The 11,600-nt window shown below is 71.1% G+C and carries 12 protein-coding genes and 4 pseudogenes; 7 read left to right on the top strand and 9 right to left on the bottom strand.

The features are described from left to right. Positions 1–176 precede the first annotated feature (176 nt). A pseudogene (locus tag JN350_RS06335) lies at positions 177–1,083 on the bottom strand (DNA-methyltransferase). 94 nt (positions 1,084–1,177) lie between these two features. Here JN350_RS06335 and JN350_RS06330 point away from each other — a divergent pair. Continuing rightward, complete coding sequence (locus JN350_RS06330; protein ID WP_205463959.1) at positions 1,178–1,462, top strand: GNAT family N-acetyltransferase; 285 nt, start codon at positions 1,178–1,180, stop codon at positions 1,460–1,462. A 34-nt stretch (positions 1,463–1,496) separates the two neighbouring features. Here JN350_RS06330 and JN350_RS06325 read toward each other — a convergent pair whose 3' ends face one another. The 4 genes and pseudogenes from JN350_RS06325 to JN350_RS06315 all read right to left on the bottom strand — a co-directional run bounded on the left by JN350_RS06325 (position 1,497) and on the right by JN350_RS06315 (position 4,515). After that, positions 1,497–1,826 (bottom strand): hypothetical protein, encoded by a 330-nt coding sequence (locus JN350_RS06325; RefSeq protein ID WP_205463958.1) that lies wholly within the window; start codon positions 1,824–1,826, stop codon positions 1,497–1,499. 168 nt (positions 1,827–1,994) lie between these two features. After that, positions 1,995–3,044, bottom strand: a complete 1,050-nt coding sequence (locus JN350_RS06320; protein WP_240347693.1) for a lipoate--protein ligase family protein — start codon at positions 3,042–3,044, stop codon at positions 1,995–1,997. Positions 3,045–3,161: 117 nt separating this feature from the next. Next, positions 3,162–3,512: pseudogene (locus tag JN350_RS19075) on the bottom strand (GNAT family N-acetyltransferase); the annotation flags it as partial. A 132-nt stretch (positions 3,513–3,644) separates the two neighbouring features. Then, positions 3,645–4,515, bottom strand: a pseudogene (locus tag JN350_RS06315) (alpha/beta hydrolase). Between the two features lie 87 nt (positions 4,516–4,602). Between JN350_RS06315 and JN350_RS06310 the strand changes: the two are divergent. Together JN350_RS06310 and JN350_RS06305 are read left to right on the top strand one after the other, a co-directional pair. Further along, on the top strand, positions 4,603–5,763 hold the full coding sequence (locus JN350_RS06310; RefSeq protein WP_205463956.1) for an inorganic phosphate transporter: 1,161 nt from the start codon (positions 4,603–4,605) through the stop codon (positions 5,761–5,763). An 11-nt stretch (positions 5,764–5,774) separates the two neighbouring features. Then, positions 5,775–6,044, top strand: a complete 270-nt coding sequence (locus tag JN350_RS06305; RefSeq protein WP_205463955.1) for a hypothetical protein — start codon at positions 5,775–5,777, stop codon at positions 6,042–6,044. 103 nt (positions 6,045–6,147) lie between these two features. Here JN350_RS06305 and JN350_RS06300 read toward each other — a convergent pair whose 3' ends face one another. Further along, entirely contained in the window at positions 6,148–6,900 is a 753-nt protein-coding gene (locus JN350_RS06300; RefSeq protein WP_205463954.1) for an SDR family NAD(P)-dependent oxidoreductase, read from the bottom strand. Positions 6,901–6,994: 94 nt separating this feature from the next. On the opposite strand from JN350_RS06300, the gene JN350_RS06295 reads away from it, so the two are divergent. Together JN350_RS06295 and JN350_RS06290 are read left to right on the top strand one after the other, a co-directional pair. Then, a complete protein-coding gene (locus tag JN350_RS06295; RefSeq protein ID WP_205463953.1) occupies positions 6,995–7,384 on the top strand; it encodes a MarR family winged helix-turn-helix transcriptional regulator in 390 nt (129 codons plus the stop codon). A gap of 16 nt (positions 7,385–7,400) precedes the next feature. After that, on the top strand, positions 7,401–8,747 hold the full coding sequence (locus JN350_RS06290) for an MFS transporter (protein WP_374114445.1): 1,347 nt from the start codon (positions 7,401–7,403) through the stop codon (positions 8,745–8,747). Positions 8,748–8,924: 177 nt separating this feature from the next. Here the strand turns inward: JN350_RS06290 and JN350_RS06285 are convergent, their stop codons facing one another. Beyond that, complete coding sequence (locus JN350_RS06285; RefSeq protein ID WP_205463952.1) at positions 8,925–9,818, bottom strand: alpha-E domain-containing protein; 894 nt, start codon at positions 9,816–9,818, stop codon at positions 8,925–8,927. Positions 9,819–9,981: 163 nt separating this feature from the next. On the opposite strand from JN350_RS06285, the gene JN350_RS06280 reads away from it, so the two are divergent. After that, positions 9,982–10,500, top strand: a complete 519-nt coding sequence (locus JN350_RS06280; protein WP_111085535.1) for a MarR family winged helix-turn-helix transcriptional regulator — start codon at positions 9,982–9,984, stop codon at positions 10,498–10,500. Positions 10,501–10,510: 10 nt separating this feature from the next. Then, a complete protein-coding gene (locus tag JN350_RS06275) occupies positions 10,511–10,714 on the top strand; it encodes a hypothetical protein (protein ID WP_205463951.1) in 204 nt (67 codons plus the stop codon). 137 nt (positions 10,715–10,851) lie between these two features. Here JN350_RS06275 and JN350_RS19070 read toward each other — a convergent pair whose 3' ends face one another. Together JN350_RS19070 and JN350_RS19065 are read right to left on the bottom strand one after the other, a co-directional pair. Then, positions 10,852–11,181 carry an NAD-binding protein gene (locus tag JN350_RS19070; RefSeq protein ID WP_240347582.1) on the bottom strand — a complete coding sequence of 110 codons (330 nt, stop codon included), beginning with the start codon at positions 11,179–11,181 and terminating at the stop codon, positions 10,852–10,854. Positions 11,182–11,246: 65 nt separating this feature from the next. Next, a pseudogene (locus JN350_RS19065) lies at positions 11,247–11,540 on the bottom strand (NAD(P)-binding domain-containing protein); the annotation flags it as partial. Positions 11,541–11,600: the final 60 nt, after the last annotated feature.

The raw sequence follows: 11,600 nt of genomic DNA, 5'->3' as shown, positions 1-11,600 counted from the left end.
AACGTCGCAGCATGCACCCGCATCGTGTGCATGTTGCGACGGAACACGCGTCGATCACCTCGTGGAACGTCGCACGATGCACCTGCATGCACCCACGCGAGGCCGCCGCCGCCCGCGCGCGGCCACCACTCGCGCGCACCCGAGCATGCACCTACGCGCCACCGCCGCCGCGCCCGTCAGCCCGCCGGCACCTCGCCCGCACGACCACCCGGCCCCGCATCCGCCACCTCGAACGAGGCCGCCGGCAACCGCTTCCGCATGACCTCGACCGCGGCGGGGTTGTCGTCGACGAGCACGTACCGCCGCCGGAGCGCCGACGCCACCGCCCCGGTCGTCCCGCTGCCGGCGAAGAAGTCGAGCACCCAGTCACCCTCCCGCGACGACGCCTGCACGATCCGCCGCAGCACCCCTCGGGCTTCTGCGTCGGGTAGCCGGTCTTCTCCTTGCCGGTCGGCGACACGATCGTGTGCCACCAGACGTCGGTGGGAGCTTGCCGCGCTCGCGCTTCTCCGCGGTGACGAGCCCCGGCGCCATGTAGGGCTCGCGGTCGACCGCCGACGAGTCGAACCAGTACTGCGACGGGTCCTTCACGTAGACCAGGATCGTGTCGTGCTTGGTCGGCCACCGCGACTTGGACTTGGCGCCGTAGTCGTAGGCCCAGACGATCTCGTTCAGGAACGACTCGCGGCCGAACAGCGCGTCGAGCAGGACCTTCGCGTAGTGCGACTCGCGGTAGTCGAGGTGCAGGTACAGGGTGCCGTCGGTGGTGAGGAGTCGCCAGGCCTCGATCAGCCGGGGCTCGAGGAACGTCCAGTAGTCCTCGAACCGGTCGTCGAACCGCATCAGGTCACCGCGGACGCGCTCGTAGGTCCGTCCGTGGAACCCCATCACCGGCCCGTCGGCGCTCGGTACAGCGGACGAAGCATGCCGCCGCTGGTACCGCCCCGTGTTGAACGGCGGGTCGAGGTACACGACGGTGAACGTCCCGTCGGCGAACGCCGGGGTCACGTCGAGGGCGTCGCCGAGGACGATTCGGTCCGGGCCTCGGTCGTCTCCCGTGTGCACGGGACCATTGTGGCGCAGCCAGCGGCGACGCACCGGTCCCCGCGCAGGAAAGCGCAGCCAGCGCAGCCAGCGCAGCCAGCGGCGACTCGGCCTCGCGGCGTAGCCTCAGCGCATGGCAGCACCCGAGGTCCGGAACGACACCGACAAGCAGCAGTACTCCTTGGTCGAGGACGGCGAGGTCATCGGCTTCGCGGCGTACGAGGTCGACGGCGTCGAGATCCGCTTCGTCCACACCGAGGTCGACCCGTCGCACCGCGGTGGTGGGCACGCGTCGATCCTCGTGCAGCACGCGCTCGACGACGTGCGCGACGGCAGCCTCCGGGTCGTGCCGCAGTGCAGCTACGTCCGCGCGTGGATCGAACGGCACCCGGACTACCAGGAACTCACGACGCGCTGACGCGCACGGCGAGCGGCCGGTGACCGCCGTGCGGTCAGTACGACCGGTCGTGCGTCCCGACCCGCGCTTCGTGCCGACCGGCGCTCCGCACCGCCGGCACCTTGATGAGCACGCTGCCGCTGAGCAGGTCGTGGTCGTCGTCCGCCGGTGACGGTGCCTCCCTCGGGAGGCGCGACTGCCGTTCGTACTCGGCCCCCGTCTCGTGGCGGGTCGGCGCGAACACTTCGTCCAGCATCCCGCCGATGCCTCCGGATCCGCCGCTGCGCGTGGACTTGTTCGACAGGTCGATCCACCCCACGCGATCGGCGATCCACACCACGACGGCCACGGCGGCCACCGCCCCCAGGAAGATCAACCAGTTCACGCGAGCGACGCTACGTGGACGATCCGGCCACGACATCAGCCGCGCGGGGATTCTCATGATCCGCACGTGTGGTTCATGGAGTCGGTCGTCACACTGGTCGAGCGGCGGCCGGAGCGTCCCCCTCTGCTCCGGCCGCCCACCACGAGCTCGCTCAGGGACTGCGCCCGCTCAGGGCACGCGCTCGAGCCACTCCTTCGTCGCGAACTTCGTCCGCACCAGGTCCTGCGCCTTCTCGCGCTCGGCATCGGTCACCGCGCCGGGAGTCGCCCCGTACAGCTTCGTGAACGTGCCGATCAGCCGGTCGATGATCTCGGCGCGGGACAGCCCGGTCTGCGAGCGCAGCGGGTCCACGCGCTTCGCGGCCGACGTGGTCCCCTTGTCGCTCATCTTCTCGCGCCCGATCCGCAGTACCTGGACCATCTTCTCGCCGTCCATGTCGTAGCTCATGGTGGCGTGGTGGAGCAGGGATCCGGTGCCGAGGCGCTTCTGCGCAGCGCCGCCGATCTTGCCCTTCGCCGAGGTGATGTCGTTGAGCGGCTGGTAGTACGCGTCGATGCCGAGGGACTTCAGCGCCTCGATCACCCACTCGTCCAGGTAGGCGTAGGAGTCCGCGAACGTCATGCCCTGCACCAGGTCGGCGGGGACGTAGAGCGAGTACGAGATGATCGCGCCGGCATCCATGAACATCGCGCCGCCGCCGGAGATCCGCCGCACCACCTGCACGCCGAACTTCTCGGCACCGGCCGGGTCGACCTCGTTCTTCAGCGACTGGAACGACCCGATGACGACTGCGGGCTGGTCCCACTCCCAGATGCGCAGGGTCGGACCGCGACGTCCGGCGCCGACTTCTTCGGTCAGCACCTGGTCGAGTGCGAGGTGCTCGTTCGGGCTGATCGGGCCCTCGTGGATGACCTGCCAGTCGTAGTCCTGCCACGACGACGCTCGGGACAGCGCGCGGCGGACGGCGACCCCGACGGACTCTGGCGTGAAGCCGAGCAGCACGGCGTCGGCCGGGAGCGCCGCGCGGACGGCCGCGGCGATGCCGGCGGCGTCGGTCGTCGCCGGCAGCCCGTTGACGGCCGCATCGATGAGCGGCAGCGCGTCGTCGGGTTCGAGGAAGAAGTCGCCGGCGAGCCGGAACTCCTGGATGTCCCCTTCGACCACTTCGAGGTCGACGACGACCAGTTTTCCACCTGGGACCTTGTACTCACCGTGCACGCGTCGAGCGTACGCCCGCGCGGGCAGGTCCTTCTCGAGGTACTCGGACGCCTCACGGACCGTCACCCGCTGGTCGTCGTCGTCGACGTACGTGTACTCGTACTCCTCGATCTCGCCTGTGGGGGCGTACCCCTGCCGTTGGTAGAGCCGCCGTGCGTCGGGGTTGTCGAGCGCGACTCCGATCCGCAGCACGCCCCGGTCTGTGGCCAGCGCCTCGGCCGCCGCGATGAGGCGGGTCCCGACGCCCTGACCTCTCCGGTCCGCGTCGACGCGGAGGTTCCGGAGCTCGGGCCGGGCATCAGCGGTCACCTCGCCCGAGCCGACCGGCACCCCGTCGATCCACGCGACCAGGACGGTCTGCTCGCCGCGCGTCTGGGCCGCGAACGCAGGGCGCACGTACTGCCTCGCCGCGGGCTCGCGCCGCTCGACTGCCTCGACCGATGCCAGCTCGAGGACCGCGACGGTCACCTCGTCCACGTCACTCCGGTCGTCATCCGCATCCGTGTGCCGGACGGGAGGCCCGTGGCGGGCCCGCCACGGGCCTCCCGTCCGCACCGTCGCCCGCCCACACCGCGCCCCGTCAGTTCTCTCGTCGTCGCCTCAACGACGCGCCGTCACCCGGTCCAGCCACGCGACCAGGTCGGCCACGACCTCGTCGCGGTTCGTCTCGTTGTAGACCTCGTGCCGCGCCCCTCGTAGACCTGCACCGTGACGTCGGACAGTCGTCCGCGCCGCCGGTAGGCCTGTGCCAGCCGCTCGACCGACCGCGGCCCACCGAGGGCGTCGTCGGACCCGACCTGCAGCAGCATGGGCAGGTCGTGCGGGATCCCTCGCCGCGGAACCCCGAGCAGCCGGAGCGTGTCGGGCAGGCCGAACAGGCCGATGACGTCGGCCTCGACGGCGAGCGGGTCGACGGACATCGCGTCGATGATCTTCCGGTCGCGGGTGAGCCACTCGTACTTGGTCGGACCGGAGCCTGCATGCCGTGCGTTGAGGTCGCCGCTGTTCATCCAGCCGGGCAACCGGTAGGCGGTGGCGGAGAGCACGACCCCGTCGTACGACTCCGACGCGGTGTTCACGATCCGCTGCGCCATGAGCGAGCCCCACGAGTGCCCGAGCAGGACCAGGGGCACGCCGGGGGTGTCCGCCCGGGCGACCTCCCCATCTGCTCGACTGCGGCGATCGCGGCGCGCAGTCCGCCGGGGCCGAGCCGACCGAGCTTGGCGTGGTCGCCGTCCCACTGCCCGAGGCCGGTGCGCCCGTGCCCGCGGTGGTCGTTCGCGTGCACGGTGTACCCGGCACGCACGAGGTCCTGTGCCAACGGCTCGTACCGCAGCCCGTGCTCGCCGACGCCGTGCGCGATCTGCACGATGCCCTTGGGGCGCGCCGCTCGCCAGGTCGAGTAGACGATCTCGACGCCGTGGGCGTCGGTGAACGAGGCGTCGCCTCGCGCTGCGGAGAAGGTGGGCACGTGAACATCCTCGCAGACAGGCACCCCCACGGACCTGTTCATCCGGCGTTCACGCAGGGGCTTCGGGGCGGGCCTACCGTCCCCGGCATGGACGTCCTCGTCATCGTCGTGCTCGTGATCGTGGTGGCCCTCGTGTTCGACTTCACGAACGGGTTCCACGACACCGCCAACGCCATGGCCACGTCGGTCGCCACCGGGGCGCTCAAGCCCCGGACCGCCGTGCTCATCTCCGCCGTCCTCAACGTGGTCGGCGCGTTCCTCTCCACCGAGGTCGCCAAGACCGTCTCGCAGGGCATCATCCGCGAGGGCCAGGACGGCGCCCACATCTCCCCCACGATGATCTTCGCCGGGCTCGTCGGCGCGGTCCTCTGGAACCTCGCCACGTGGTACCTCGGGCTGCCCTCGTCGTCGACGCACGCGCTGTTCGGCGGGCTGATCGGCGCATCGATCATCGGTGCCGGGCTGAACTCGGTGGACTGGGCGACGGTGGTGTCGAAGGTCGTGCTGCCGGCGCTGCTCTCCCCGGTCATCGCCGGGGTCATCGCCCTGGTGGCGACCTACCTGGCGTACGTGCTCACGAAGAACGCCACGACGCACGGTGCGGCGACGGGCTTCCGGCACGGCCAGACCGTCTCGGCGTCGCTGGTGTCGCTCGCGCACGGCACCAACGACGCGCAGAAGACGATGGGTGTCATCACGCTCACGCTCATCGCCGCGAACTACCAGGACAGCGGCACGGGCCCGGCGCTCTGGGTGATCCTGGCCTGCGGACTCGCGATCGGCCTCGGCACCTACACGGGCGGCTGGCGGATCATGCAGACGGTCGGCAAGAAGATCTCCGACGTGCAGTCGCCGCAGGGCTTCGCGGCCGAGACGAGCTCCGCCGCGACGATCCTCATCTCCTCGCACCTCGGCTTCGCCCTGTCGACGACGCACGTCACCAGCGGTTCGGTGATCGGGTCCGGGCTCGGCAAGAAGCTCGCCGACGTGCACTGGTCGGTCGTCGGCCGCATCGTCGTCGCGTGGGTGATCACGCTGCCCGCCGCCGCGGTGGTCGGCGGGTTGGCGACCTGGCTCGCCTCGACCTCGGCGGTCGGCCTCGTGCTGGTGGCGGTGCTCGCCCTGGCCGGCGGGCTGACCTTCTACATCCTCGCCAAGCGCAAGCCGATCTCGCACGACGACGTCGCCGCCGGATCGACCGGACCCACCGACCAGGCCGAGCCGCAGCCGGCCGGCGCGCAGAACTGAGGGGATCGACGATGGAGATCGACTTCACGAGCATCGGCCTGGTCGCGGGCGTCGGCTTCGTGGCCGCGGTGGGCATCGTGCTCGTCTACACGCTCGGCCTGCGGCTGCTCGGCACGGGGCAACCGCTCGACTCCGGCGGCGAGCGCACCCAGTACTCCGAGGAGACCCCGCGGTCCGGGCACACGCCACCGGCAGCACTGGCGGGTGCCGTCCTGTGCTTCGCGGTCTGTGTCGCCGCGGTCCTGGCGGGCATCTGGCTCACGATCCCCCAGTTCCACTAGTACGTTCCTTCCCATCGCACCCACGCTGGGAAACGGAAACGGGCGTACCTGGTCGAAACTTCCGACCAGGTACGCCCGTTTCGACCAGGTGCGCCGACCGACGTCAGTGCGCGCTGTACCCGCCGTCGACCAGGTGGTAGCTGCCCGTGATGAACGAGGCCTTGTCGCTCAGCAGGAACAGGACGAGCGCGGCGACCTCCTTGTCGGTGCCGAGACGCTTCGTGGCGTGCTCCTCTTCCAGCGCCGAGATGGCCTCGGGCGTCATGGCGTTGCGGAGCAGCGGGGTGTCGATGAAGCCCGGGCCCACGGCGTTGGTGCGGACGCCCTGCGCCGAGTACTCGAGCGCGGCGACCTTGGTCAGGCCGGCCAGGGCGTGCTTCGACGCGACGTACGCGGCGTTCTGCGCGATGCCGACCGTGCCGAGCACCGAGGCCATGTTCACGATCGCGCCACCGCCGGCGGCGACCATCGCGGGCAGCTCGTAGCGGAGGCCGTAGAAGACACCGTCGAGGTCGACCGCACGGACGCGGTCCCAGGCGGCGATGTCGTACTCGCCGATCTTCTGCGGGGCGGCGCCGATGCCGGCGTTGTTCACGGCGAGGTGCAGCGCGCCGTACGTGTCGACGGCGTACTGGACCATGCGCTCGTTGTCGGCGGCGACGGCGGAGTTGGCCTCGAACGCGCTGGCGGTGCCGCCGGCCTCCGTGATCTCGGACGCGACCCGCTGGGCAGCGTCGAGCTTGATGTCGGTGACGACGACCGTGGCACCCGCCGCGGCGAGCTCCTTCGCGACGGACTCGCCGATGCCGCTGCCACCACCGGTGACGATGGCGACCTTGCCCTCGAACTCGGACATGATTCCCTCTCTCTGAACAACACCTGTTGTCCAGGATTACGGTACACCCGAAAACCAGTTCGTTCGCTGAACTAATGAGCTAGGCTAACGACCTGTGACCGACGCCACCGACCTCCGCATCGCCGTGAACCGGCTGTCCCGGACGCTCCGCGCGCAGAAGGCCGACACGACCGTCACCGACGCCCAGTTCGCGGCGCTCGCCCGGCTCCACCGCGACGGCGCGATGACCCTCGCCGACCTGAGCCGCCAGGACGGCGTCACCCCGCCCTCGATGACGAAGACCATCGCAGTGCTGGTCGAGCGTGGCCTGGTGTCCAAGGGCGGCCACGACGACGACCGCCGCAAGGTCGTCCTCTGCGCCACCCCGCCGGAGCCGCGTTCGTCGAGGAGACCCGGCGCCGCCGTGACGGCTGGCTCACGCCGCGGCTCGCCGCACTCACCCCCGTCGAGCGCGCCACCCTCGCCGACGCCACCGAGATCATGAGGAGGCTGGCCCAGCAGTGACCGCCATGTTCCGCTCCCTCGCCGGACGCAACTACCGCATCTGGTTCGCCGGTGCCCTGGTGTCGAACGTCGGTACCTGGATGCAACGCACCGCCCAGGACTGGATCGTCCTGACCCAGCTCTCCGACAACGACGCCGTCGCAGTGGGCATCACGATGGCGCTGCAGTTCGGCCCGCAGCTGTTGCTCCTCCCACTGACCGGGCTCGCCGCCGACCGCTTCGACCGTCGCAAGATGCTCATGCTCACCCAGGCGCTGATGGGCCTGCTCGGGCTGGGCCTCGGCGTCATGGTCCTCACGCACACCGCGACGCTCCTCGCGCTGTACGGCTTCGCCCTCGCGCTCGGCATCGTCGCCGCGTTCGACACCCCGATCCGGCAGGCGTTCGTCTCCGACGTCGTGCAGGGCGAGAACGTCGCGAACGCCGTCGCGCTGAACTCCGCATCGTTCAACGCCGCCCGCCTGATCGGTCCCGCGGTCGCCGGCGTGCTCATCGCCGCCATCGGCTCCGGGTGGGTGTTCGTCATCAACGCCGGCTCGTTCCTGGCGGTCCTCATCGCCCTGCGCTTCGTCGACCCCGCACAGCTCGCCGAGCGGGTGCACGCCGGCCGTGGCAAGGGGCAGATCGTCGCCGGCTTCCGGTACGTGCGGACCCGGCCGGACATCATCGTCGTGCTCTGCATGATCTTCGTCGTCGGCACGTTCGGCGTGAACTTCCCGATCTTCACCTCGACGATGGCGCGCGTCGAGTTCCACCAGGGCGCCGGCGAGTTCGGCCTGCTCAACTCGGTGATGGCGATCGGATCGGTGTTCGGCGCGCTGATGTCCGCCCGCCGGGACAAGCCGCGGATGCGCACGCTGGTGCTCGCCGCCGGAGGCTTCGGCCTGGCCTGCACGGCTGCCGCCCTCGCACCCACGTACTGGACGTTCGCATTCGTCCTGGTGTTCGTCGGACTCGCGGCGCTGACCTTCATGACCACCGCGAACGCCCTGGTCCAGACCACCACGAAGCCCGCGATGCGCGGCCGCGTGATGGCGCTCTACATGGCGATCTTCGCCGGCGGCACCCCCATCGGCGCCCCGATCGTCGGTGCCATCGCAGACGCGTGGGGCCCCCGCTGGGCCATCGCGGTCGGAGCGGCGTCGGGCTTTGTCGCGCTCGCCATCGCGATCGTCTGGCTCGTCCGCTTCCAGCACCTCCGGCTCCGGTACGACGCGGACACCCGCCTGCACCTCGCGGTCACGCACGCGATGCCGGTGGTCGGCACTCGCGCCTCGCGTGCCGCGCTCCGCCAGGAGCTCGAGCGCGAAGAAGCCGTCGCCGACCGCTCCAGCGCCGTCTGACGCGTCCACTCCGCGAACGCGACAGATCGCTGTCACGCGGCAGCGTCCGTCTCACGAACGCGACAGATCTCCGCGAACCGTTGGCGGGTCCCTGACGCTTTCGCGTGGCGGACGGGAGGCACGGGTCGGGCCCGCCACGGGCCTCCCGGCCGCCGCCGGTCCGGTCCAGGGCCGCGATCAGTGCGCGGGTTCGGTCACCGCGAAGACGCGCGCGTCGAGCGCCGCAGCGATGCGGTCCGCGGCTGCGGCGAGCCGCCCGCCGGCGTCGCCGACGACGCCGAGGGCTGCGTCCGCCGGAACGGCCTCGAGCCGGTCGCGGGCGGCGGAGAACGCCGCGACCTCCTCTGCGACGCAGGACGGTGCCACGTCGGCCAGGCACTCGGCGGCCCGTCGGACGGTGAACCGCAGCGACCGCGGACTGTGCTCGTCCAGGAGCAGGAACGCCGCGGCGTCGTCCGGCAGCGGATGGTGGTCCCGGCCACGCAGGAACGCCTCGCCCGCGCCACAGGCCCGGAGCGCCGCCGTCCACGAGGTGACCGAGTCCGGTTCGAGCAGCCCCGAGGCGAGCAAGCGGGCGGTCGAGGCGACCCGGGTCAGGGAGCGGCCCAGGGTGAAGAACTCCCAGACCTCGTCGCGACTGGCGTCCCCCTCGACCACGCCGATGGCGAGTGCACTGCGTTCCCGCGCCCAGCCGAGGAACTCGTGTGCGCGGCCCGGGGCGATCTTGCGCGGCATGCGTGAACGGGTGACGTCGAGGCAGTCCCAGAGTTCGCTCGAGACGACCTCGCGGGCTCGACGGGCGTGGTCCCGCGCGACGGCGACCGCGGCGGCGATGGACGCCGGCTCGTGCCGGTCCAGCGCGAGGGCGTCGATCGTCGCGGCACGGTCGGCGTCGTTCGCCGGCCCCGCGGTCCCCACCACCGAACGGAGCTCCGCTGCCACGGCCCGGTCGTCCTCGACCGTGCCGGGTTCACGCCGGGCGACGTAGACGTCGAGCAGGCGTGCGACCACGTCGGTGCGCTCGACCGCGCTCCCCACGTGGAAGACGTTCCCCGCGAGTCGGCTCAGCACGGCTGCTCCTGCATCCCCAGAACCTAACCAGCGGGCGTTGCGGGAGTGTTTCGGAGCCGCGTCACGGGTGTTGCAGTGTCCGATGTCCGCGCACACACCTGGGTCTCCGCCGCGATCACGGTCCCTCGCTAGACAATCTAACTAGAGCGTCTAGCATTGCAGGATGACGTCCGAGGTCCTGACCAGCACCGCGGGGTTCTGGTACGAGGACTCCCCGGTCACCGCCGTCGACGTGCTGAACGCCCTGCGCCGCTACCGCACCGCCGAGAGCGCCGCGCAGCGTCGGGCCCGTGAAGCCCTGGGCATCGGCGAGAACGCACTGCTCGCACTGCGGGTCCTCATCGACGCCGAGCAGGACGGCCGGACCGTCAACGCCAAGGACCTGGCCGAACGCCTCGAGATCACGGCGGCGTCGACCTCGGCGCTCGTGGACCGACTCGTCCGCAGCGGCCACGTCGAGCGACACCAGGACCCGATCGACCGCCGCGGCGTGATCCTCACCGCGACGGGGACGTCCATGCGCCACGCTCTGCGCGTGATCGAGGAACTCGACGCCCGCGCCCTCGAGGTCACCGAGCACCTGCCGACCGACGAGATGGCCGTCGTCGTGGACTTCCTCGACGAGATGGTCCGCGTGGTGGACGACGTCGACGCCGGCGCCCGCGCCGTCCGCCGCGCGTAACCTGCTCTCCATGGACCCTCGCGGCACGCACGACCCCGAGGACGACATGCCGTTCGCCGAACTCGACTCCCGGGCCCGCGCCGACGCCGCACTCCGTCGGATCCAGGGCGGGGCCGATCCGACACGCGAGGCCTTCGACCTGGCGAACACCATGAACGACGAGGCCGTGGGGCGACTCACGGCACGGCTGCGACGGTTCTTCCGCCGCGACTGACGCGTCGCCTCAGAAGGCGGTGCCGACCGCCGCGATGTCGTCGCCCCCGTGCCCGGCCGCACTCGCGTCGGCGTAGACGCGACCCAGGGCATCGAGGAGCGTCGTGGACACGTCGTTCGCCCGCGCGGCCTCGGCGATCAGGCCGATGTCCTTCCGCAGCCCGTCGAGCGCGAACTGCGCCGGGAACTCCCCGCGATGATCGCCGCGCCCTTGGTGTGCGCGTAGGCCGAGTCGCTCGCGCTGCCGTCGATCGCGTCGAGGAACAGCTGCGGGTCGAGCCCCAGCGCCGCGGCGAGGGCGAGAGACTGCCCCGTGGCGGCGGTGATCGAGGCGATCCAGGCGTTGGCCGCGAGCTTGAGCGCGGTCCCGTCGCCGACCCGCTCGCCGGCACGGACGGTCTTGGCGCCGATCGCGTCGAGCACGGGGACGACCCGGTCGACCTCGTCAGCGGGACCCGCGGCCAACATGGTGAGCTTCCCTGCTCGGCCGGGGCCTTCGTGCCGAGCATCATCGCCTCGACCAGGGTGATGCCGTACTTCGCGGCGAGCTGCACGACGGTCTCGGTGCCGTCGACACCGATCGTGGACGCCTGCACCCACACAGCGTTGGTCGGAGCGTCTCCGGCGGCCTGTTCGAGTACGTCGATCACGGCTTCGGTGTCGAAGAGGGTCAGGAGGACGACCTCGGCGTGCTCGACGGCCGTACCCGGGTCCGCGGCGACCGTCGCACCGTGCTCACCGAGCGGTGCAGCCTTGTCAGCACTCCGGTTCCAGACCGTGACCTGGTGCCCCTCGCGCAGCAGTGATCCCGCCACGCCGGCACCCATCGCCCCGGTCCCCAACACCGTCACTCGCACGTACGTCTCCGTCCTGCCACGGCTCGTGCC

It is taken from the genome of Curtobacterium sp. 24E2, from assembly GCF_016925595.1.
Classification (GTDB): Bacteria; Actinomycetota; Actinomycetes; order Actinomycetales; family Microbacteriaceae; genus Curtobacterium.
Note: the sequence above shows the minus strand (reverse complement) of the source record. Positions and strands in the feature narration are given on the sequence as shown.

Bases quoted from the DNA above. Each gene is read 5' to 3' on its own strand.
- JN350_RS06330 (WP_205463959.1), top strand. From the start codon at position 1,178: ATGGCAGCACCCGAGGTCCGGAACGACACCGACAAGCAGCAGTACTCC.
- JN350_RS06310 (WP_205463956.1), top strand. From the start codon at position 4,603: ATGGACGTCCTCGTCATCGTCGTGCTCGTGATCGTGGTGGCCCTCGTG.
- JN350_RS06305 (WP_205463955.1), top strand. From the start codon at position 5,775: ATGGAGATCGACTTCACGAGCATCGGCCTGGTCGCGGGCGTCGGCTTC.
- JN350_RS06300 (WP_205463954.1), bottom strand. From the start codon at position 6,900: ATGTCCGAGTTCGAGGGCAAGGTCGCCATCGTCACCGGTGGTGGCAGC.
- JN350_RS06280 (WP_111085535.1), top strand. From the start codon at position 9,982: ATGACGTCCGAGGTCCTGACCAGCACCGCGGGGTTCTGGTACGAGGAC.
- JN350_RS06275 (WP_205463951.1), top strand. From the start codon at position 10,511: ATGGACCCTCGCGGCACGCACGACCCCGAGGACGACATGCCGTTCGCC.
- JN350_RS19070 (WP_240347582.1), bottom strand. From the start codon at position 11,181: ATGTTGGCCGCGGGTCCCGCTGACGAGGTCGACCGGGTCGTCCCCGTG.